This is a genomic window from candidate division KSB1 bacterium (assembly GCA_034521575.1).
Classification (GTDB): Bacteria; Zhuqueibacterota; Zhuqueibacteria; order Residuimicrobiales; family Krinioviventaceae; genus JAXHMJ01.
In genome coordinates this window covers 499,574-516,275 of the sequence record JAXHMJ010000005.1, presented here as the reverse complement: position 1 = coordinate 516,275, position 16,702 = coordinate 499,574, and the positions used below count along the sequence as shown (strand labels likewise).

Annotated in this window: 24 protein-coding genes; 3 read left to right on the top strand and 21 right to left on the bottom strand. The window is 52.8% G+C overall.

The window, feature by feature from the left end:
* Positions 1-7: 7 nt before the first annotated feature.
* From U5R06_15210 to U5R06_15120, 19 genes are all read right to left on the bottom strand, one after another.
* Positions 8-568, bottom strand: coding sequence for a BMC domain-containing protein (locus U5R06_15210; GenBank protein MDZ7724110.1), 561 nt, complete (start codon positions 566-568; stop codon positions 8-10).
* On the bottom strand, positions 558-1,856 hold the full coding sequence (locus U5R06_15205) for a 4Fe-4S dicluster domain-containing protein (GenBank protein ID MDZ7724109.1): 1,299 nt from the start codon (positions 1,854-1,856) through the stop codon (positions 558-560). Before U5R06_15205 ends, U5R06_15210 begins: the two co-directional genes overlap by 11 nt.
* Positions 1,857-1,892: 36 nt before the next feature.
* A complete protein-coding gene (locus U5R06_15200; GenBank protein MDZ7724108.1) occupies positions 1,893-2,168 on the bottom strand; it encodes a EutN/CcmL family microcompartment protein in 276 nt (91 codons plus the stop codon).
* Between the two features lie 50 nt (positions 2,169-2,218).
* Entirely contained in the window at positions 2,219-2,485 is a 267-nt protein-coding gene (locus U5R06_15195) for a EutN/CcmL family microcompartment protein (GenBank protein MDZ7724107.1), read from the bottom strand.
* Positions 2,482-2,760, bottom strand: coding sequence for a EutN/CcmL family microcompartment protein (locus tag U5R06_15190; GenBank protein MDZ7724106.1), 279 nt, complete (start codon positions 2,758-2,760; stop codon positions 2,482-2,484). The genes U5R06_15195 and U5R06_15190 overlap by 4 nt, the downstream gene beginning before the upstream one ends.
* 57 nt (positions 2,761-2,817) lie before the next feature.
* On the bottom strand, positions 2,818-3,093 hold the full coding sequence (locus U5R06_15185; GenBank protein MDZ7724105.1) for a BMC domain-containing protein: 276 nt from the start codon (positions 3,091-3,093) through the stop codon (positions 2,818-2,820).
* Positions 3,094-3,111: 18 nt separating this feature from the next.
* The gene (locus U5R06_15180; protein ID MDZ7724104.1) at positions 3,112-4,545 is read right to left on the bottom strand and encodes an aldehyde dehydrogenase; all 1,434 of its coding nucleotides are present in this window, start codon (positions 4,543-4,545) and stop codon (positions 3,112-3,114) included.
* 12 nt (positions 4,546-4,557) lie between these two features.
* Positions 4,558-4,854, bottom strand: coding sequence for a BMC domain-containing protein (locus U5R06_15175; protein ID MDZ7724103.1), 297 nt, complete (start codon positions 4,852-4,854; stop codon positions 4,558-4,560).
* Positions 4,855-4,863: 9 nt separating this feature from the next.
* Positions 4,864-5,142 (bottom strand): BMC domain-containing protein, encoded by a 279-nt coding sequence (locus tag U5R06_15170; GenBank protein ID MDZ7724102.1) that lies wholly within the window; start codon positions 5,140-5,142, stop codon positions 4,864-4,866.
* Between the two features lie 10 nt (positions 5,143-5,152).
* On the bottom strand, positions 5,153-5,386 hold the full coding sequence (locus U5R06_15165) for a hypothetical protein (protein MDZ7724101.1): 234 nt from the start codon (positions 5,384-5,386) through the stop codon (positions 5,153-5,155).
* Complete coding sequence (locus U5R06_15160; GenBank protein ID MDZ7724100.1) at positions 5,322-5,465, bottom strand: hypothetical protein; 144 nt, start codon at positions 5,463-5,465, stop codon at positions 5,322-5,324. Before U5R06_15160 ends, U5R06_15165 begins: the two co-directional genes overlap by 65 nt.
* Positions 5,462-5,758 (bottom strand): EutN/CcmL family microcompartment protein, encoded by a 297-nt coding sequence (locus U5R06_15155; GenBank protein ID MDZ7724099.1) that lies wholly within the window; start codon positions 5,756-5,758, stop codon positions 5,462-5,464. Before U5R06_15155 ends, U5R06_15160 begins: the two co-directional genes overlap by 4 nt.
* An 11-nt stretch (positions 5,759-5,769) precedes the next feature.
* Positions 5,770-6,186 (bottom strand): PduL/EutD family phosphate acyltransferase, encoded by a 417-nt coding sequence (locus U5R06_15150; GenBank protein MDZ7724098.1) that lies wholly within the window; start codon positions 6,184-6,186, stop codon positions 5,770-5,772.
* On the bottom strand, positions 6,117-6,503 hold the full coding sequence (locus tag U5R06_15145) for a PduL/EutD family phosphate acyltransferase (GenBank protein ID MDZ7724097.1): 387 nt from the start codon (positions 6,501-6,503) through the stop codon (positions 6,117-6,119). Before U5R06_15145 ends, U5R06_15150 begins: the two co-directional genes overlap by 70 nt.
* A 12-nt stretch (positions 6,504-6,515) precedes the next feature.
* Positions 6,516-6,932 (bottom strand): SIS domain-containing protein, encoded by a 417-nt coding sequence (locus U5R06_15140; protein ID MDZ7724096.1) that lies wholly within the window; start codon positions 6,930-6,932, stop codon positions 6,516-6,518.
* Complete coding sequence (locus tag U5R06_15135) at positions 6,880-7,398, bottom strand: MurR/RpiR family transcriptional regulator (protein MDZ7724095.1); 519 nt, start codon at positions 7,396-7,398, stop codon at positions 6,880-6,882. The genes U5R06_15140 and U5R06_15135 overlap by 53 nt, the downstream gene beginning before the upstream one ends.
* 129 nt (positions 7,399-7,527) lie before the next feature.
* Positions 7,528-8,637 (bottom strand): N-acetyltransferase, encoded by a 1,110-nt coding sequence (locus tag U5R06_15130; protein ID MDZ7724094.1) that lies wholly within the window; start codon positions 8,635-8,637, stop codon positions 7,528-7,530.
* A 424-nt stretch (positions 8,638-9,061) separates the two neighbouring features.
* Positions 9,062-10,525, bottom strand: a complete 1,464-nt coding sequence (gene guaB, locus U5R06_15125; protein ID MDZ7724093.1) for an IMP dehydrogenase — start codon at positions 10,523-10,525, stop codon at positions 9,062-9,064.
* Between the two features lie 171 nt (positions 10,526-10,696).
* The gene (locus tag U5R06_15120) at positions 10,697-11,377 is read right to left on the bottom strand and encodes a lytic transglycosylase domain-containing protein (protein ID MDZ7724092.1); all 681 of its coding nucleotides are present in this window, start codon (positions 11,375-11,377) and stop codon (positions 10,697-10,699) included.
* A gap of 250 nt (positions 11,378-11,627) precedes the next feature.
* Between U5R06_15120 and U5R06_15115 the strand changes: the two genes are divergently transcribed.
* The 3 genes from U5R06_15115 to U5R06_15105 all read left to right on the top strand — a co-directional run bounded on the left by U5R06_15115 (position 11,628) and on the right by U5R06_15105 (position 14,608).
* A complete protein-coding gene (locus U5R06_15115; GenBank protein MDZ7724091.1) occupies positions 11,628-12,470 on the top strand; it encodes a fumarate hydratase in 843 nt (280 codons plus the stop codon).
* Positions 12,471-12,481: 11 nt separating this feature from the next.
* Complete coding sequence (locus tag U5R06_15110) at positions 12,482-13,057, top strand: Fe-S-containing hydro-lyase (protein MDZ7724090.1); 576 nt, start codon at positions 12,482-12,484, stop codon at positions 13,055-13,057.
* Positions 13,058-13,210: 153 nt separating this feature from the next.
* Positions 13,211-14,608, top strand: a complete 1,398-nt coding sequence (locus U5R06_15105) for an MBL fold metallo-hydrolase (protein MDZ7724089.1) — start codon at positions 13,211-13,213, stop codon at positions 14,606-14,608.
* Between the two features lie 42 nt (positions 14,609-14,650).
* Here the strand turns inward: U5R06_15105 and queG are convergent, their stop codons facing one another.
* Positions 14,651-15,595: a tRNA epoxyqueuosine(34) reductase QueG gene (gene queG / locus U5R06_15100; GenBank protein MDZ7724088.1), complete on the bottom strand. Its 945-nt coding sequence runs from the start codon at positions 15,593-15,595 to the stop codon at positions 14,651-14,653.
* A gap of 75 nt (positions 15,596-15,670) precedes the next feature.
* Positions 15,671-16,231, bottom strand: a complete 561-nt coding sequence (locus U5R06_15095) for a YecA family protein (GenBank protein MDZ7724087.1) — start codon at positions 16,229-16,231, stop codon at positions 15,671-15,673.
* Positions 16,232-16,702: the final 471 nt, after the last annotated feature.

The following is a 16,702-nucleotide window of genomic DNA, read 5'->3' as shown; positions in this document are numbered from 1 at the left end:
TGTCTGTTTAAACGAGGTCTTTTAACAAGTCTTGATGCGGATTGGACAGCAGGGTGAATCCGGCCAGACAGCCGTCCTGTTTCAGATACTCGATAGCCGGATCCGCGGCCGACTGCAGGGCTTCCATATCACCGGTGGCCAGGATCATGCCCTTGCCGCCGATGGCCATGGCCGCATGGATTCTCAACAGATTGATATCGGCTTCATCCACGGCAATGTCCGCCGCTTTGATGGCCGCGGCAACGGAAAACGTTTCAATGATCAGCAGTCCGGGCGCCTCAGGCGTCTCCAAACTGCCGGTTCCGGACAAGGCGCGCAGCACGTCCGGATGCACATTGGAGACCGTTTCCGCCAGTACGATGGCAAATCCGCCGGTTTCGCGCGCCTGCTGCATGGCGGTTTCCACATCCCCGATTTCGCCTTTGACCAGGATCAGGTATTTGCCCGAGCAGATCGTGCGCGCCAGCAGCTTTTCAACCCGGGCGCGTTTGAGCAGGGTGTCCTGCACTTCAAAGCCTTTATAAATACTCGAGAGTTCGACCACTCCGATGGTTACGTTATCCGGCATAATTCCCTCTGATCACAATATGAGTTTCAGTTACGTTTGTCACTGTCCCGGATATGGACGCATGCACGGCGGATGAAAGATCGCCGTCCGGTTTGCCGATCAGGTCCATGCGCTGCAGCGATTGTCCGGTTTCGACAACCGGCACCGCGGGTGCGCCGATATGCTGGCGCAGGGGGATGCGCACCTGTTCGGGACGCAGCTTCAAATCGCTGAGCGGCGCTTTGTCCGAAAACTGCAGCACGTCCAGACGCTGCATCAGTTTGCGTGTCGGGACTTTGCGGTAATTCATCATGGGATGCGGCGTGACCGGCAGTCCCTGCCAGGATTCGTTGCGCAACATTTTTTTCTCAATGAGCGTGGCGCCTTTGGGATCCAGACTTTCCGGACAGCCGAACAGGGTGCAGAGATTGCATTCGCAGCAGAATTGATTGCCGCTGTGCGCCTTCGGATCGCCGGTATTGAACATGCGGTCGCGCATGGCGGTTTCCGGACGCACGGGATAGCCCAGCAGGTAGCGGGGACAGTATTCCGTGCAGAAATTGCACTGATCGCAGCCGGCTTTGGCCAGGCGGTCGGTTTGCTGCGGTGTCCGGTAACGTTCGTACATGTCGACGCAGGCGTGATCCGCGGGAAGCACAACAAGTCCGGCTGAATATTTTGTGACCCCCTGGTTCAAATTGGTTTCCAGGCTGCCCATCATCAATCCGCCGGAGCGCACGCGGTACTGCCGGGTTCGGATATCGAACTGCGCCAGAATATCCCGGTACGCTGTGCCCACCGGAACCCGCAGGGTGCGCGGTGAGGCGACTGCCCCGGCCACCGTGATGAACGTATCGACCACCGGCTGCTCGAGTCCCATGTTGTACAGCGTTTCCACGTTCTGCACCACGCATCCGACGCTCAGGGGCAGGTCGCCCGGCTGAACGAGTCGGCCGGTGGTCAGATAAACCAGGGTCACCTCGTCGCCCGCCGGATAAAAATCTCCGACCGGGATGATTGAAATAGAGTCACGGATCTGTGATTTGAGCAGATTAATCAGCGCGCGGTGTTTGGCTTTGATACCGATGATGCCCTGCGCGGCGCCGGTCAGCTGCATGGCGGTCTCAAACCCCTGCAGTACGGTTTGCGTGTGATGCCGCAGCAGTTCTTTGTCTTTGTGCAGCAACGGTTCGCACTCGGCGGCGTTCATGATCAGAATCTCCGGCTGCGCGTTCAGTTTGACATGCGCCGGGAATCCGGCGCCGCCGGCGCCGATGACACCGTTTTGTTGTAGATCTGATAGGGTCATTGAATTTCTTTAGTTTGTCCGGGAATTGTCAAACATTCAATCGTCCCGATAATCCAGTTCATCCACAATAGCCATGATCAGGGTGCGGATGGGCGCCTGCTGCAGTTTGAACACGTCCCGGGCCACGCCGGGAGCGCCGCCGCAGACCACGATATCATTGATACCGGAGCCCACATAATCCATGGCCACGGTTTCGCCGCCCGTGGGGGTGCCGTCCGGTCTGATCGGCTGCACCACAAACACGCGTTTGCCCTGATAGGCGCCGTGTTTTTGTTCGGCTGTTATTTGTTTTAAAATTTTTGCCAGGTACATGCATTTATCCTGTCTGTTTCATGTGGCGGCGCAGGAAAACCGCCGCCGCTTTAGCTGAGATCATCCACCACCTCGACGATACTGGCGTTCACCGGCGCAAATCCGTCCGGGAACGCCTGGGCGGCATCCGTGCTGGTCACAACCACGACGCAGTGCGTGCAGTCCGGCCAGATTCTGCGGGTCCGCCGCCACGACGGCCGCCAGCAGGCGTAACTCTGGTCCGAGTTGACCGGCTGGACAATATAGAGCCGGCAGCTCTGCAATTGCGGCGCTTTGTTCTCCGCCCATACGGTACCGATGACTTTTGCCAGTCTCATACGCCGGATTCCGCGAGTTGAATGTCATCCACAATGGCCATGACCACGGCATCCACCGGCGCGCTTTTCGTGGTGTGCGTCATGCGCGCTGATGATCCGCAGGAAAGAATGACCAGATCGCCTTCACCGGCCTGCACGGCGTCCACAGCCACGTGATAATGGTCCAGCGGCGTCTGATCACAATCCACTTCCCGGCAAAGCAGCAGGGTTTTGCCGTTCAGGTTTTCATCTTTTTGTGCCGAAACCACGGTTCCGATCACCTTTGCAAATATCATATAGGCTCCGGTTTAAAATCCGTTCATCGCTGTCCTGAAGGACGGCTGTCGGGATATTTACTTTTTAAAGGTTGTTGCCAGTTCGTCCACCGGTCGCGGAATGACCAGTTCGGAGATCACCTCACCGGCTCTGGATCCGGCTTCGCGCGCCGCATCAATAGCGGAGCGCACGGCTGCGACTTCGCCTTTGATCACAAACGAGACATAACCGCTGCCCACTTTGCGCCATTCCACAAAATCTACATTCGCGGTTTTGACCGCCGCGTCCGCGCTTTCGATCAGCGGGGTAAATCCGTTGGTTTCTATCATTCCAAGTGCTTTTATCTCTGCCATGTTGGGCTCCTCATGTGTTTAAATAAATCTCATTGCGCCGACAGTCATGATCCGGCGTTTGCGGCAAAAATCCCGCGGCGTCACAATACCGTGTCCCGTGGGCGAGGCGATGGTATGCGAAAAATAGCCTTCGCCCAGATCGCCGCCGTCGCCGCGGCTGGTGCGGCCGTTGATCACCACGATATCGGTTTTGATCCGTTTGCTGTACCGGGTCGCCCGGTTCATATCTCGGGTAAAAATGCTTGCGGTGTGTTCAAATCCGTGTTCCGCCTGAATGCAGGCCTCAAGTCCCTGCTCAAAATCCCGAACGCGCACCAGCGGCAGACAGGGTGTCATCTGTTCAGCCTGGACCCAGGGATGATCGGCATCGGTTTCTCCGAACAGCAGCCCCACCTCGTCCGAGACCTGCATGCCCAGAGCGCGGCCGAGAACACTGGCATTGCGCCCGACAAAGTCACGGCTGATGTAATACTCTTGCTCGCCTTTGACCAGCGCCTTGTCCGCCAGCTGATCCATCTGTGATCCGGTGAGCTTGATGTTGCCGAGTGTGCTGAACGCCTGCACAAAGCGGTCAAACACCGAATCGACGATAAACACTTCTTTTTCCGCGGTGCACAGAATATTATTGTCAAACGCGGCGCTTTCTGAAATTTCCCGGGCCGCCAGTTCGAGATCCGCGCTTTCATCCACAAGCACCGGCGGATTGCCCGGTCCCGCGGCAATGATGGGTTTGCTGTGCTTCATAGCGGCTTTGACCACGGCGGGACCGCCGGTAATGGAAAGAAGTTTGGTCTGCGGATGCGCAAACATAAACTCTGCGCTTTCCAGGGTCGGGTGGGCCACACAGGTCACCAGGTTCTCCGGCGCGCCGGCGCGGGTCATGGCCTGGTTGCAGTGCTGAATGACCCGGGCGTTCAGTTGTTTGGCCACCGGGTGCGGATTGAACGCGATGGTGTTGCCGGCGGACAACTGGATGATGATATTGTCCAGCATGGTGGGACTGGGATGCGTGCTTGGGGAAATATTGCCGATCACGCCCCAGGGCGACCATTCGTCCACCGCAAGACCGTTTTTACCGGCCCAGGCGTCCGGCCGCAAATACTCGATGCCCGGACTGTTTTTCGCCACATTGATGTGCTTGAGTATTTTGTGCGGCGCCCGGCCCATCTTTGTCAGTTCAACCGCCATGCGGCTGTATTCTTCTTTGTGATCCAGCGCCACCCGGCGCACCGCGTCGGTAAATTTGCGGCGGTCCTGCAGATCAAAGGACTGAAAGCGCTCAAAGGCGACGCGCGCCGCCTCGATGGCATCGTCCATGTTCTGAAACACGCCCCAGCCGGGATCGGAGCCGGACGCTGTGTCTGCAGCTGTATCCGCTGCGGACGGCTGCCTGAGACTATCCTCAAGCACTTTTTTGACAATGCTGCGTATTTTTTCGTCACTCACACTCATGGATCAGGCCTGTTATTTTTTTGCCGTCGATTTTTTCTCGCCAATGGGAAATTGCGCGTCCAGTTTTTCCGAGGGACGCGGAATGATGGTCTGGCCCAGCACGACACCGACCTGCGAGGCTGCCGCCACACCGGCTTCGATGGAGGCCTTGACCGCGGCCACGTCGCCGCGCATGATAACGTTGACTTTACCGCCGCCGACCGGCAGCCATTCACCCAACACCACGTTGGCTGCTTTGACCGAGGCGTCCGCCGCCTGCATGGCGGTCGCAAAGCCTTTTGTCTCAATAATTCCAAGCGCTTTTTGCATAGTGATCCTCTATTTTTTGATTCCAATCAGTTCAAAGACATCTTTTTGCGCGGAAGGAATGACATTGGCGCACACCAGTTCACTGACTTTGGCCGCGGCCTCGGCGCCCGCTTCGATCGCGGATTTGACCGCGCCCACTTCTCCGCGTACAATGGCTGTCACGTAACCGCCGCCGATCTCGACTTTTTTGACCAGGTCCACACCGGCCGTCTTGATCATCGCGTCGATCGCGTTCACACAGCCCGTGTTGCCGCGTGTTTCGATGAATCCCAATGCAGCTTTTGCCATGGGGTCCTCCTTAATTCTGTTCTATGATGAGTGATATTTGTTTGCGTTTTAAAAGCTCTTTGGCTTTGGGCGTGACCACGGTTCCGGAGGGAACAATGACGCGGCCCGTCAAGTCATGCAGTCTCTGAATCTGCCGTTCGGTCAATACGGGGGATTGGTATCCCGACATGTCGATGGTTTCACTTTGCGGCCGGCGCCGCTTGCCCAGCGTCGGAGCGGGGTGATGAATGCGGTGCGGTTTCAATCTCGACGCCGTTGCGGATCAGCTCAGCCACAACCTCTTTGACCACCCGTGTGATAATATCTTCCAGACTGACTTTCACGGTGCATCCCTGTGATAAATATTGTTTCCGTTTTCGGTTACGAGTTCCACGATAGAGACAATCGCGCTATCGGTACATACATGTTGAGTGGCAGCTGTTTTGCGCGCTGATGATGACGAGCAGGTCAGCACCACATCTCCGGGGCGGGCGCTGACTGTGTCCACACACACCGCGGTTTGATCGACCGGGTTCAGGTTGACGTCCAGGTAGCGCACAATTAGCAGTCTCTGATGGCCGGGCATGCCGGCGCGCTGTGTGGCGATCACGTTGCCAATGACTTTAGCCAGTTTCATAACAGTTTCGCTTACATTTTTCCAATAAATTCGGCGTGCATATTACAACGGATATTGGCGGCGTTGGCGTCGTCGGTATCCAGATGCAGGTGCAGTTTCCAGGCATCGTTGACGCGCACCAGCACGTTCTCGAAAACGGTGCTTTTTTCACCGCCGATTCGCACTTTGCAATACTCCTGATTCTTTACACCGAACCGCTGTGCCGCGCTGCCCGGCATATGCACATGCCGGTTGGCGATGATGGCGGCCTGCGGCAGAAATATCGAGGATTTCGGACCGATCAGTGTGATCGGCGCCGCGTCGCGCAGATCTCCGGAATTGCGGATCGGCGGGTTCAGGCCCAGATTGATAGCGTCTGTCAAAGATATCTCGAGCTGATCGTAGTTGCGCAGCGGTCCCAGTATGCGCACGCGCTCAATGCTGCGCATTTTCGGACCGGCCACGGTGACGAATTTGTTTGCGACGGAAATTCGCCGGGCTGGTACAGATCTCTGTATTTTTCAATGCGGCTGTCCGCGCCAAACAGTGTTTTAAAGGTGGCCTCGGTCAAATGCACGTGCCGGTTCGAAACCCCGACCGGGATCAAAGTCGAATCCGTGTCAGAAGCAGCGGGCATCTGACTTTTGACCTTTTCCACGATCAGGTCGACGATCTGATCATAGCCGTTACCGTTGCTGCAGCCGGAGGCATGCGTGCAGGCGCCGCATTCCTGACAAAAAGAGGCAATCCCTTTTTCGTTGACCATATTAAATTCCGATTATTTGCCGAGTTTTTCCTTGTCCGCTATTTTTTTTGTGGTATGCATCATATCAAATGCATGTTGACCCGTTATCCGGCAGCAGCAGGAGAACAGGATATCGATAATGCTAATCTGACCGATAATCAGCGGCATGTCAATGTTTAAAAACAATGTCGTGTCGCGTGGTGTGGTGTAGAGATTGATATTTGAACTTTTTGTCAAGGGCGAAACGGCAAAATCGCATAAACTGATCACGGTGGCTCCGCCATGACGGGCTATTTGCGCCGCATCCACGATATCTGCTGAACGCCCGGATGATGAAATGGCAAACAGCACATCCTGTTCTGTGAGCAGGGACGCCTTGATCTTGTAAACCGTCGGATCATTCTCTGATATACATTCTTTTGCCGATCCGGTAAAAGCGGGCAAACGCATAAGCGGCGCTGACACCCGAGGTTCCGGTTCCGATGAAAAGGGTTTCCTGTGCCGAGCTGAGGGCTGTGGCGGCCCGGTTAATAGCAGTCTCATCGATGATGCTTTGTGTGTTATCCAGTGTCTGCAGCGAATGTTGAAATGTTTTTTTAATAATCGACTCGGTGCTGTCATCCTGTTCAATCGGCAAAAGGGAAGAGACTTTGGCAGACTCGTTGTTGATAATAATATCCTGAACCAGACTTTGTTTGAGCTCTTTGAATCCGGTATACCCGATTTTTTTGCAAAACCGGATAATGGTTGCATAACTCGAACCGGACTGCGCCTCCAGCTCCTGGATGGTCATGTGAACCATGTCTTTGGGATTGGACAGGATAAAATCCGACAGACGCTGTTCAGCTGACTTTAGAGAATCGCGCATACTCTCAATGCGCAGCAGTGCGCCGCTTTGTATGTTTTTGCTTTTCATCGCGAATGGCCCTGAATTTTTATAAAGCTAATAAAAAATATCAGAAAAGTCAAGTAAAAATGATATAAAATATTGAAAGAGTGCGTGGCAGGTACCCCCCTGCATACTGTGCGCTGCCGGATTCGGGGTTTACAGACTGTTTTCGTAAAAGCGAAAGGTTTTATACTGCTCCGCGTTCAGATCCTCGAGCGCGCCGATCATCCGATTGTTGGTTTCCACAATCACCGAACACTCGGATTCGGTGTAACCCATTTTGATGCCGTTTTCAATGGTATCCAGATAAAAAACAATATCCAGACCGCGGTTGCGGTGTTCTTTTAGCACGCCCATGGCAAAGGTGCGCAGTCGTTTTACATGCCGCATGCCGTGCATGATTTTGAACAATCCGAACGGAAACAGTCTGCCGTTGGCTTTCTGGATGGCGGGATTGGCGTCTTTGACGCTCAGGGAAAAGCCGATGCATTGTCCGTCGAGAAAAGCGAGATAGGTTAAATCCGGTTCAATCGCATATTTGAGTTCTGCTTTAAACTCTTCCAATTGCCGATCGGTTAACGGCACGTGTCCGTGATTGCCGGCCCAGGCCTCATTAAAGATCGGACCGATATAATCGACAGCCTCATCCAGTTTTTTCATGTCTATGGATTTGATGACAATGCCCTGCCGCCTGATGCGCTCCCGGATTCTGTAAAACACCGGCCGGATGTGCAGATCCGAGCTGACGCGGAATGCGTACCAGTCGATATGTTTGCGGTATCCGCACTGTTCCAGCAGACCGGCATAGTAAGATTTGTTGTAATTGGTGAGAAGAACCGGAAGGGTATCAAAGCCTTTGACCAGCAGTCCGCTGGCATCGTACAGGGTGAAATTAAACGGGCCGCATATTCTCGATTTGCCGTGGTCCCGCACCCAGGTTTCCGCCGTGTGCAGCAACTGTTCAGCCACCTCGATATCGTTAATACTTTCGAAAAAACCGAAAAATCCGGTTTCAGCGTCCTGATGGGATTCGTACTGGCGGTCAATCTGGGCGCTGATACGTCCGACCGGCACATCGTCCTTGCAGGCGAGAAACAGTTCGGCGTCGCCAAACTCGTAAAACGGGCCTTTTTTCGGATTCAGATAGTTGAGCTGATCGGAAATAAGCGGCGGCACCCAGCAGGGATCGTCCTGATACAGGGTCCAGGGCAGCTTTACAAATGTTTTGAGGTGCTGACCGGAAACGGGTTTGATTTGTATACTCATGTTCATCCTCAAAAAAAATGTTGATTTTTTATTTTTTATTGACTAAATTTCAAGATTGTAAGTTTAGAACTATAAAAAAAGGTGATGTTAATATGGCGAATCACAAGTCAGCAATAAAACGTATCCAAATCGGTGAACGCAATCGCACTCCACAGCCGTCATTACAAAACACGGTTAAAAAGTCAGATTAAAAAGCTGCGTTCCGTTGAGAACAAAGAAGAAGGTGAAAAGATCTATCGGGATACGACTGCTCTGTTCTGCACAACCTGGCCACCAAGGGTATCAATTTAACACAAGAACAAGGCAGCCAACCAGAAATCCAGAACTGGCGGCTTTTGTCAACCAGTTGGAAGCATAACAGTTTTTTTAAAAAAAGAGCAGGCTGAAACAGACTTGCAGCCGGATGCATTTGATGTATTCGGCTTTATTTTTTCAGTATATAGTTGGGCGATTCATGAGTAATCGTAATATCATGGGGATGACTTTCCTGCAGCCCGGACGGGGTGATCCGGATGAACCGGGCTTTTTCCTTCAATTCCTGGATGGTTGCTGAACCGCAATAACCCATGGAGGCGCGCAGTCCGCCAACCAGCTGATAGATAACATCGCTGAGTTTTCCGCGGTGCGGAATACGGCCTTCAATGCCTTCGGGCACCAGTTTTTTGACATTGCGTTCGCCTTCCTGAAAATAGCGGTCGCCGCGCCCGCCGCGCATGGCGCTCAGCGACCCCATGGCCCGGTAGACTTTGTAGCTGCGTCCCTGATAAAAAACCAGTTCGCCCGGACTCTCGTCCGTGCCCGCAAGCATGTTTCCGAGCATCACCGAGTCGGCTCCGGCGCCGAGGGCTTTGGCCACATCGCCGGTTTGTTTGATGCCGCCATCCGCGATCAGCGGAATATCGTATTTGGATGCCACCTCGTGGCACTGCATGATGGCTGTGATCTGCGGCACGCCGGTGCCTGCGACCACGCGTGTGGTGCAGATGGAGCCCGGACCGATTCCCACTTTGATGCTGTCGACACCGGCTTTGATCAGGTCCTCCGCGGCTTCCGGAGTGGCAATGTTACCGGCAATCAGTTCAATCTCCGGGTGTTCTTGTTTCAGCATTTTGATGGTGTCGATGACGCCGCGGGAATGTCCGTGCGCCGTGTCCACCACAATCACGTCAGCGCCGACGTCGATCAGCGCCCGGGCGCGTTCTTTGCTGTCCGATGCCACGCCCACGGCAGCGCCCACCAGCAGCCGGCCGTGTTTGTCTTTGGTCGCATCGGGAAAGCGTCTGCGGTTCTTGATGTCCTTGACGGTGATCAAACCCTTGAGGGTGCGGTTTTCGTCCACCACCAGCAGTTTCTCCTTGCGGTGCTCGTGCAGGATTTTTTCCGCGTCTTCCAGTGAAATGTCAGGAGGAACCGTGACCAGGTTTTCCTTGGTCATTAAATCTCTGACTTTTTTGCTGAAATCGGTTTCAAAGCGCAGGTCGCGGTTGGTGAGTATGCCGACCAGAATGTTATGGTCCACAATGGGAATGCCGGAAATATGATAACGCTGCATCACATCGAGAGCATCGCTGATCGGCCGCTCCGAGGTCATGGTGATGGGATTGTAGATCATGCCGGTTTCGGAGCGTTTGACCCGGTCAATCTCTTCCACCTGATATTCGATGGAGCAGTTTTTATGAATAATCCCAATGCCGCCTTCGCGCGCCAGCGCAATGGCGAGGTCAGCTTCGGTCACCGTATCCATCGCCGCGCTGACAATGGGAGTTTTGAGATGGATGTTTCGGGTTAACCGGGTGCTGATATCGACTTGTTTGGGTAATACGCTCGACTGATTCGGGATCAGCAAAACATCATCAAAGGTATAGCCCTCGCCCACGATCTGACCCATTGTAACACCTCCGGATGTTGTAAAATGATAACAGATTAATCTATTATTGTAACAAAAAATTTGTACAAATACAAATAAATTTCATCGGCGCGCGAAAAAAGAAGAGGCGGGGGGCATAAAAAACTCCCCTTTGCGTGCAAAGGGGAGTCAAGGAGGGTGTGTGTTGTGTGTTTACAGGGTTTCCTGCACTTTGAAGCGGTCGTACAGTCTCATGACTGCGGGTACATATTCCCGCGTTTCTTTCCAGAGAATATTATAATCCTTGTTGCCGTCGATCCACATTTCCGCGCGCCTGGGTCCGCCGTTGTAGGCGGCGAGTCCGCCGTCTTCTTCGTACATGCCCACAAGTTCATTCAAATAGCGGCAGCCCAGCTGGATATTGATAAGGGGATCGAAAAGCAGATCTTCCGCAAAAGTCCAGTTCATGCCTTCCTCATACGCCAGATAAGCGCCGGTGGCGGGCATGATCTGCATCAGTCCCATAGCGCCGGCCCGAGATGTGACCGTCGGTTCCCAGGTAGCCGCACTTTCGTGGGTGATGGTGGCGGCAATCAGGTCAATATTCAGATTTTCATATTTGCGGCTCATTAAATAGATTTCATTGGCCACATCCTGTTTGGTCGAATCGGACATGTCGCTGTTATAACGATTGATGATATTCAGTACTTTGCGAACAGCGCGTTTGCGTTGTTTTTCGGTCTCGATCAAGTGCTCCTGACGGGTTAGCAAATCGGACATATAGGATATTTCCTGTTGCGCTTTTGCCAGCTGATGCTTATAATAGGAATAACCTGTGATTGAAAGAATCGCGGCAAACACAAGTATGGATATTGTCGGTTTTATGTATTTCATGAATTTAGAATCGCCTCTTTCTATGGGTTTCTGTTTTACCCGTTATATGACAATTACCGTGCCATGCACGGTATCAAACGGCAAAGTAACTATAAAGTTAATATAAACAAAGAACTAAATCTATTAAGGGTGATTCGGAAAAACCGTTTATTATGCAAACTGTTGTATCATTATTTTATACTATTTCAAATTGTTACAAGTTCTAGAACAAAAAAATGTTCCCGAATATTTCGAAAAATGAGGCTGTGGCTTGAGGATTATCCAGGTTCAAGAGATTGCAGAGGCGGTTTCAAAACTATGCATCCGCTCCAATTATCACCTGCCGCCCGATGTCAGAGCGGCCCTGGACCGGGCGTTAAAGACCGAAGTGTCCGAACAGGGGCGCGATGTGCTTGCCGGACTGCTAAAAAATGCCGATATCGCCTCCGGGGAGGTGTTCCCGCTGTGCCAGGATACCGGCGTTGCCGTTTTCATTGTGGAAATGGGCGCCGAGCTTTGTATCGAGGGTGGAACCTTGTCCCAGGCGATTCAACAGGGGGTGAAAACCGGATACCGGGACGGCTATTTGCGCAAGTCGATGGTGCGTGATCCGCTGCAGCGGGGCAATACCGGTGACAACACACCGCCGGTCATCTGGACGCAGCAGATTCCGGGCGACAAGCTGCACATTTTAATGGCGCCCAAGGGCGGCGGCAGTGAAAATATGAGCGGTATTGCCATGCTCAAGCCGTCCCAGGGCCGCGACGGTGTGATGGACTTTATCGTCAAGCAGGTGGAACAGGCCGGCGGCAATCCTTGTCCGCCGGTAATTGTCGGTGTCGGGATCGGCGGCACCTTTGAAAAATGCGCCTGGCTGGCCAAAAAAGCCCTGTTCCGGCGTGTCGGAGAGCGGCACCCGGACGTTTATTACGCCGAATTTGAGGAGGAATGCCTGGAGCGCATCAATGATCTGGGAATCGGACCGATGGGATTCGGCGGCCGCATCACGGCGCTGGATGTACAGGTACAGACCTCTCCCTGTCATATTGCTTCGCTGCCGGTTGCGGTCAATATACAGTGCCATTCGGCGCGGCATATGGAATGTATACTGTAACTGGAGAAACCATGACTCAATCTGTCAAAACCCCGTTCACAGACACGACTGTCAATCAGCTGCGCGCCGGTGATTCGGTGACGCTGTCCGGTATTATTTATACGGCGCGCGATGCAGCGCACAAGCGGCTCGTTGATCTGATAGATAACGGCTCTCAACTGCCGTTCGATCTGCGTGGCCAGGTGATCTATTACGTGGGCCCGGCGCCGGCGCGTCCCGGTTATCCGCTGGGTTCCGCCGGTCCCACCACCAGTATGCGCATGGACCGTTATGCGCCGGTTCTGATCGAAAACGGCCTGAACGGCATAATCGGCAAAGGAGAAATGGGAGCTAAAGTGGCCGAGGCGCTGCAAGAGCACAACGGCGTGTACTTTGCCGCGATCGGCGGCGCCGGCGCGCTGATCGCGCAATGCGTCACATATAGTCGTATCATTGCCTGGGAAGATCTGGGTCCCGAGGCTGTACGCGAATTGACGATAGTCGATATGCCGCTGATCGTGGCGCAGGACAGCCGCGGCAACAATTTGTTCCGGGACGGAAAAGCGGCGTATGAACAGAATATAAGGAGTGAATATGGTTTCGAATGATCAATCCGGACGTTTTGAAAAAATCAGGAATTACCCCGGCTGGCTGCAGCAGTTCATAGCAAAATTGACGGATAAAAAAGTACCTGCAAATCAATCTTAAAATATGTAATATTCACTGCATTGACAAGATCATCAAACCGAAAGTGAGAAACTATGGATATCCAATTCTGCGGCGCAGCGCGCAATGTCACCGGATCCCAGCATCTGCTGACGATCAACGGAAAAAAGCTGTTACTGGATTGCGGTTTGTATCAGGGCAAGCGCAAAGACACCTATACAAAAAACAAAAATTTTCTCTACAATCCCGCGGAAATCGATGCCATGGTGCTGTCGCATGCGCATATCGATCACAGCGGCAATATACCGAATCTGGTGGCCAACGGCTATGACGGGCCCATCTATGCCACCAGCGCCACGGTGTCGCTCTGTCAGATTATGTTGCGCGATTCCGCGCATATCCAGGAAAAAGACATTGAATATGTCAACAAGCGGCGCGCGCGCAAAAACGAGCCGCCGGTGGAGCCGCTGTACAGCATGGATGATGCGGAGCAAGCGGTTCAGCATTTTGTTGGTCTGCAGTACGACCGCAGTATGCAGATTCTGCCCGGCGTGCGGCTGACGTTTCGGGATGCCGGACATATTCTGGGATCGTCCTGTGTGCTTTTGGAAATCGAGGAAAACGGCAAAACACGGCGGTTCGGATTTTCCGGTGATGTCGGGCGTGAAGAAATGCCGATCCTGCGCGATCCCAATAAACTGCGCGACCTGGATGTGTTCATCATGGAGAGCACCTACGGCAACCGGGTGCATCCCAAAATGCAGGACACGGAGAAGAAACTGACAGGCATCATCAATGAGACCGTGGATCGCGGCGGCAAAATCATTATTCCGGCGTTTGCGGTCGGACGCACCCAGACCCTGGTATATATCATGCATAAACTGTTCAATACCAACCGCATTCCGAATCTGCCGATTTACGTGGACAGTCCGCTGGCCTGCAACGCCACCGATGTGTTCCGTATGCATCCCGAATGTTTTGACCGGGAAACCTACCGGTTGTTCCTGAAAAATCATGATGATCCGTTCGGATTCGGGCGGTTGAAATATATTCGCGATGTTGAGGATTCAAAAGCGCTGAATTTTCAAAAAGAACCGCATATCATCATTTCCGCGTCCGGTATGGCCGAGGCCGGACGTATTCTGCACCATTTGAAAAACAATATCGGTAATCCGAATAATCTTATTTTATTGGTGGGATACGCGGCGCAGCATACCCTGGCGCGCAAGCTGATCGAAAAGGTGAATCCGGTGCGTATATTCGGCGATGAATACGAGGTGAAAGCCCGGATTAAAAGTATGGATCATTTTTCCGGTCACGCCGACTGCAATGAGCTCATTGACTATATGGAATTCATGTCGCCCGACCGGCTCAAGCATCTGTTTCTGGTACACGGCGAGGAAAAACAATCGCTGCCGTTTATGGAGCTGCTGGAGAAACATGGATACGGGAATGCGAGTTATCCTGAATTGGGGGAACGCGTATCGATTTAAGTTTTACGTTACCTGCATCATGCTGAAAGGGGGGAGCGGGGATTATTTTTTCTGTTCAGCGTTTTTTAATGCAACCTTGATATTGCGCATCAATCCCGCGTATTTGCTGCGTTTGAGCGGGCTCTTGACGGTAAAACGCTCAAATAATTCCGGGTCGATTTGTTTTAATTGCGACAGCGCCGGTCCCAGATTGTGCGGCCGCGGATAAAAGGCCTTTTCCGCTGTGACCCGGGCGCGACGCCGGTTCCAGGGACATACCTCCTGACAGGCATCGCAGCCGAAAATGCGGTTGCCCAGGCGCGGCTGCAGGTGTTCGGGAATCGGCTGGTCCGGTTTGAGTTCAATGGTCAGATACGAGATGCAGCGCCGGGCGTCCACGGTTTGCGGCTCCACAATGGCGCCGGTGGGGCAGGCCTGCAGGCATCGGGTGCAGGTGCCACAGTATTCCTTTTCAAAGGGCTCATCGTATTCCAGTTCCGCGTCAATAATCACCTCACCCAGGAACACCCAGGATCCGTACTCGGGGGTGATCAGGTTCGAATGTTTGCCGATCCATCCCAGACCGGCTTTGACCGCCCAGACTTTTTCCATCACCGGAGCCGAATCCACAAACACGCGTCCGTTGATCTGTGGATCGGTTTCCTGAATGAATTTGAGCAGGGTTTTCAGCCGCGCCCGGATGATGTCATGATAATCATCGCCCCAGGCATAGCGCGAAATGACGCCTTTCTCCGGATCATCGGGCTGCCCGGGATCGGTGTAATAGTTCATGGCCAGCACGATCACCGAACGGGCGCCCGGCACCAGGGTCGTCACATCCAGACGCAGATCGCGGCGCGACTGCATATATCCCATGCTGCCGTGGTGATTGCGGCTCAGCCAGTCATCCAGTTTGTCCGGCGGCAGCGGCGCGGCGGCTGCGATGCCGATTTTACAAAATCCGAGTTCGCGGGCTCTGGCTTTTATGGAACGGCCAAGTGTGTGCATCAGTGGTTTTTCCGAATGATTCAAGCGTGATCTGGTTCTGTCCATGCAGAGGGTTTTTAATGAGCGGTAAACTTTTCAGGCGGTTGGATTGTTCCAGTAATTTGAAATCTGGTAGACAATATGCTGCAGATCCATTTTCAGATCATTTTCAAACGTCTGCAGTTTTTCTTTTGAGGATGCCTGCATGGAATTGGTCATCAAAGCCGGGTCTGCGAGATAGAGGATAGCCAGGGTTGGATTGCGAATATCCCGGGCGGAACAATCCATCCATTGATCGCCAAAGCATTCAATGCCGAGTACAAATCCCGTGCACCAGTCGCGAACATCAATCTCGGTTTGCTTTTTTTTCTGAATGCTGCGGACGACCGGGGTGAATTCGGATTCGTCAATCGAACGCTGGGTCAGATCGTAAAAATTCGACAAAGACTTGATCAGATTCTTGAACGTCGGGTCATTGTGAATGTCCTGGATTCCGTCCCGCTGCATAAAAACGATGGGAATCCACACCGATTGCGGTATTGTGTCAGGGCCTGCTGCCAGCGCGGTGAACAAACCATGAATGCGGTCAAGGGGAAGCGTCGGAAACGGCGATTGCGCGAGCATGGAGTGCAGGGTTTCTACGTCATGATCCGTCATAAAACCCTCCGGTGTTAAATAGGTGATTGCGGTTGTGTCTTATACAATATAAAAACTTGAGATGAAATGCAAGGCGTTTCTGAACTTTTTTGGGGTTAAAAGTGTTGGAAAATTTCAAGACAAGATAAAAATCAAATTTATCTTTATATCGGGCTTTTGCTGCCTTTTTTAAAACCGGTTCACGCAAAGAAGCAGAGGTCGCAAAGAAAAACAAGCGTTCATCCACAGTATACATTAATTATTTGAGAATATGGTTTGAAATTTCATCATTTTATGATTCAGCATTTGCTCTAACATGTGCGCGGTTGAGAGTTTGTCGGGTTTTTCCTCTGCGACCTCTCCGTCTCGTGCATCTCTTTTAAGAACCAATTCACGCAAAGCAGCAAAGATCGCAAAGAAAAAAATGTAATATTTTTCTATTTCCCCTGCAAATCATTGTTTTAAATCTTTTTTCACTTTTTCCTCCAATCC

What these genes read in the sequence shown, in the direction of transcription:
- U5R06_15210 (MDZ7724110.1), bottom strand. Translation starts at nt 568, where the DNA reads ATGCCGGATAACGTAACCATCGGAGTGGTCGAACTCTCGAGTATTTAT.
- U5R06_15205 (MDZ7724109.1), bottom strand. Translation starts at nt 1,856, where the DNA reads ATGACCCTATCAGATCTACAACAAAACGGTGTCATCGGCGCCGGCGGC.
- U5R06_15200 (MDZ7724108.1), bottom strand. Translation starts at nt 2,168, where the DNA reads ATGTACCTGGCAAAAATTTTAAAACAAATAACAGCCGAACAAAAACAC.
- U5R06_15195 (MDZ7724107.1), bottom strand. Translation starts at nt 2,485, where the DNA reads ATGAGACTGGCAAAAGTCATCGGTACCGTATGGGCGGAGAACAAAGCG.
- U5R06_15190 (MDZ7724106.1), bottom strand. Translation starts at nt 2,760, where the DNA reads ATGATATTTGCAAAGGTGATCGGAACCGTGGTTTCGGCACAAAAAGAT.
- U5R06_15185 (MDZ7724105.1), bottom strand. Translation starts at nt 3,093, where the DNA reads ATGGCAGAGATAAAAGCACTTGGAATGATAGAAACCAACGGATTTACC.
- U5R06_15180 (MDZ7724104.1), bottom strand. Translation starts at nt 4,545, where the DNA reads ATGAGTGTGAGTGACGAAAAAATACGCAGCATTGTCAAAAAAGTGCTT.
- U5R06_15175 (MDZ7724103.1), bottom strand. Translation starts at nt 4,854, where the DNA reads ATGCAAAAAGCGCTTGGAATTATTGAGACAAAAGGCTTTGCGACCGCC.
- U5R06_15170 (MDZ7724102.1), bottom strand. Translation starts at nt 5,142, where the DNA reads ATGGCAAAAGCTGCATTGGGATTCATCGAAACACGCGGCAACACGGGC.
- U5R06_15155 (MDZ7724099.1), bottom strand. Translation starts at nt 5,758, where the DNA reads ATGAAACTGGCTAAAGTCATTGGCAACGTGATCGCCACACAGCGCGCC.
- U5R06_15150 (MDZ7724098.1), bottom strand. Translation starts at nt 6,186, where the DNA reads ATGCGCAGCATTGAGCGCGTGCGCATACTGGGACCGCTGCGCAACTAC.
- U5R06_15145 (MDZ7724097.1), bottom strand. Translation starts at nt 6,503, where the DNA reads ATGGTCAACGAAAAAGGGATTGCCTCTTTTTGTCAGGAATGCGGCGCC.
- U5R06_15140 (MDZ7724096.1), bottom strand. Translation starts at nt 6,932, where the DNA reads ATGCGTTTGCCCGCTTTTACCGGATCGGCAAAAGAATGTATATCAGAG.
- U5R06_15135 (MDZ7724095.1), bottom strand. Translation starts at nt 7,398, where the DNA reads ATGAAAAGCAAAAACATACAAAGCGGCGCACTGCTGCGCATTGAGAGT.
- U5R06_15130 (MDZ7724094.1), bottom strand. Translation starts at nt 8,637, where the DNA reads ATGAGTATACAAATCAAACCCGTTTCCGGTCAGCACCTCAAAACATTT.
- guaB (MDZ7724093.1), bottom strand. Translation starts at nt 10,525, where the DNA reads ATGGGTCAGATCGTGGGCGAGGGCTATACCTTTGATGATGTTTTGCTG.
- U5R06_15120 (MDZ7724092.1), bottom strand. Translation starts at nt 11,377, where the DNA reads ATGAAATACATAAAACCGACAATATCCATACTTGTGTTTGCCGCGATT.
- U5R06_15110 (MDZ7724090.1), top strand. Translation starts at nt 12,482, where the DNA reads ATGACTCAATCTGTCAAAACCCCGTTCACAGACACGACTGTCAATCAG.
- U5R06_15105 (MDZ7724089.1), top strand. Translation starts at nt 13,211, where the DNA reads ATGGATATCCAATTCTGCGGCGCAGCGCGCAATGTCACCGGATCCCAG.
- queG (MDZ7724088.1), bottom strand. Translation starts at nt 15,595, where the DNA reads ATGCACACACTTGGCCGTTCCATAAAAGCCAGAGCCCGCGAACTCGGA.
- U5R06_15095 (MDZ7724087.1), bottom strand. Translation starts at nt 16,231, where the DNA reads ATGACGGATCATGACGTAGAAACCCTGCACTCCATGCTCGCGCAATCG.